This window comes from Cereibacter changlensis JA139, from assembly GCF_003034985.1.
In the GTDB taxonomy this organism is placed as follows: Bacteria; Pseudomonadota; Alphaproteobacteria; order Rhodobacterales; family Rhodobacteraceae; genus Cereibacter; species Cereibacter changlensis.
The window spans coordinates 1-2157 of the sequence record NZ_PZKG01000292.1 but is presented as its reverse complement, the minus strand read 5'-3'; the positions used below and the strand labels follow the sequence as shown (position 1 = coordinate 2157).

2 protein-coding genes are annotated in these 2157 nt (G+C 66.6%); both read left to right on the top strand.

What is annotated here, in order from left to right; all coding sequences use genetic code 11:
• On the top strand, positions 1 to 1936 hold a 1936-nt coding region (locus C5F48_RS23345; protein WP_107666075.1), incomplete at its 5' end, for a type IV secretion system DNA-binding domain-containing protein.
• Positions 1933 to 2157 (top strand): relaxase domain-containing protein (locus C5F48_RS23340; protein ID WP_181247765.1); only part of this gene is annotated, 225 nt, incomplete at its 3' end. The genes C5F48_RS23345 and C5F48_RS23340, both read left to right, overlap by 4 nt.

The window sequence follows — 2157 nt, the reverse complement described above, 5'->3', positions numbered from 1 at the left end:
CCTGCTCAGCGGCGGGGTGTTCGCCTATGCCGGTCAGGGCATCGGTCAGAACGAGCATGTGCGTGGCAGCCGGCTGATCTCCCAGGGCGAGCTGGTCGGCTGGTCCAGGCGGAAGTGGCGCAGCTATCGCCGGAAGTTCGGGCGGGACGCCAAGAAGGGCCCGCCCTACACCATCGCCGGCATTCCCTTCCCGCCGAACGCTGTCGAGGCGCAGACCGGGATCTTCGGGACAGTGGGGGTCGGGAAGACCAACGGCTTCAAGGAAATGCTGCGGACCGTGCGCGGCCATAACGGTCGCGCGGTGGTCTACGACAAGATGGGCGCACTGGTGCGGGACTTCTATGACCCGGCCACCGACATCATCATCAACCCCTTCGATGCCCGCTCACATGTCTGGTCGCCGTTTCTGGAAGCACGGACCCCGGAGGCGCTGGCGCAGATCGCCGAGGTGATGATCCCGGTCCGGCCCGGAGAGCACGATCCTTTCTGGAGCCAAACCGCGCGGCTGGTGTTCGAATATGCCGCGCGCTCGCTCATCAGGGCCAAGAGGCCGACGAACAGAGATTTGCGCCGCGCCATCATGACGATCAAGGCGGAGGAGCTGGAGAAGCTGCTGGCGGGCACGCCCGGGCAGCACTTCTTCGGCCAGCATGTCGAAAAAACCTCGGCGTCGATCCGGGCGAACATGATCGCCTCGCTGCGGTTTCTGGAGTTCCTGCGCGACGATGGCGAACCCTTTTCGGTCAGGGAATGGGTGAAATCGGACCGGCCGGGCTTCGTGTTCCTGACCGGCGACGCCGAACACTCGGCCGCCACCCGCAACATCATCTCGACCATCATCGAGGTCGCGGCGAATGCCCTGATGACCTGCGACGAAAAGCGTGATCCGTCGCTGTGGTTCTTCATCGACGAGGTTCCGACGCTGAACCGCCTGCCCTTCCTCGTCTCGAAGCTGGCGGAGATCCGGCAGTTCGGCGGCGCGTTCGTGCTGGGCTATCAGGTCTACGCGCAGTTGGAGGACATCTACGGCGAAAAGGGCGCGCAGTCGATCAGCGGCACGCTCAACAACCGGGTGGTGTTCAACACCCCCGACGCCCGGACCGCAAAGCTCTTCTCGGACTCTCTCGGCTTCGAGGATGTGGTCGAGCAACGCGAGAACCTGTCCTTCGGCGCCCACGAAAGCCGGGACGGCGTGGCCTTCATCAGCCAGCGCGTCGAGCGGCCCATCGTCACCGCCTCGGAGATCCAGGCGCTGCCGCAGTTCGAGGCGTTCATCCGCTTCGCCTATGACGCGCCCACGGCCAAGGTCAGGTTCGATCCGGTCGACACCGAACCGCGCGCAGAAAAGCTCGTGCCCTATCAGGGCGCGGGCTTTGATCTGGACGGCATGGACCCGAACAGGGCCCCTGCCCCGGCCGCGGATGAAGCTTCGCTCCCGGAACACTATGCGCCCCAGTTGCTGAGCCAGGTCGAAGCCGAGCTGCGGGCGAAGTTCGTGGCGTGGCCGGTGGGCCAGCAGCTCGCGGCGTTCGAGGCGTGGCGGAGGGAAGCGACGGAGCCGCAGTTCGACAGCACGAGCGGGAAGTTCGTGGCCGCCCTGCCCAACGTCGACGCCGATCTGATGTGGGATCACTACTATCGCCAGCGGGCCGAAGGCCATGAAAAGCCGGTGTTCCGCCTGACGCCCAATGTCGACGCGATGATGGGCAGCAGGCCCCGCAAACCCGGCGCCGCCGCCGGCGGGCTGGTGGTGCCGCGCTATCAGGACGTGCGCCGCGCCGCAGAGGACGCGGGCCAGACGGCGATGATCTTCTCCTTCCCCTCGGGTTCCCACGCCCGCGGCGCTGCCCCTGGCTCTGCCCCTGCCCCGATCCCTACCCCATCCGCCGGCTCACCCTTGACCGCGGAAGGTGAAGAAGAAGGAACCCTGCTATGATGTCGGTGAGCAACGTCTCGGCCGGCGCTGCGGGCAGCGGGTACTATCAGGCGGAAGGCTATTACATCGCCGGCTCCCCCGAGGCCGAAGCCGCGGCGAGCTGGTTCGGGAAGGCGGCGGAAGAGCTGGCCGCCGCCGGCCAGACCGCTTTCGCCGAGCGCGTCGACAACGAGACCTTCTCCACGATGCTCGAGGGCCATGCGCCGGCGACGGAGAAGGAC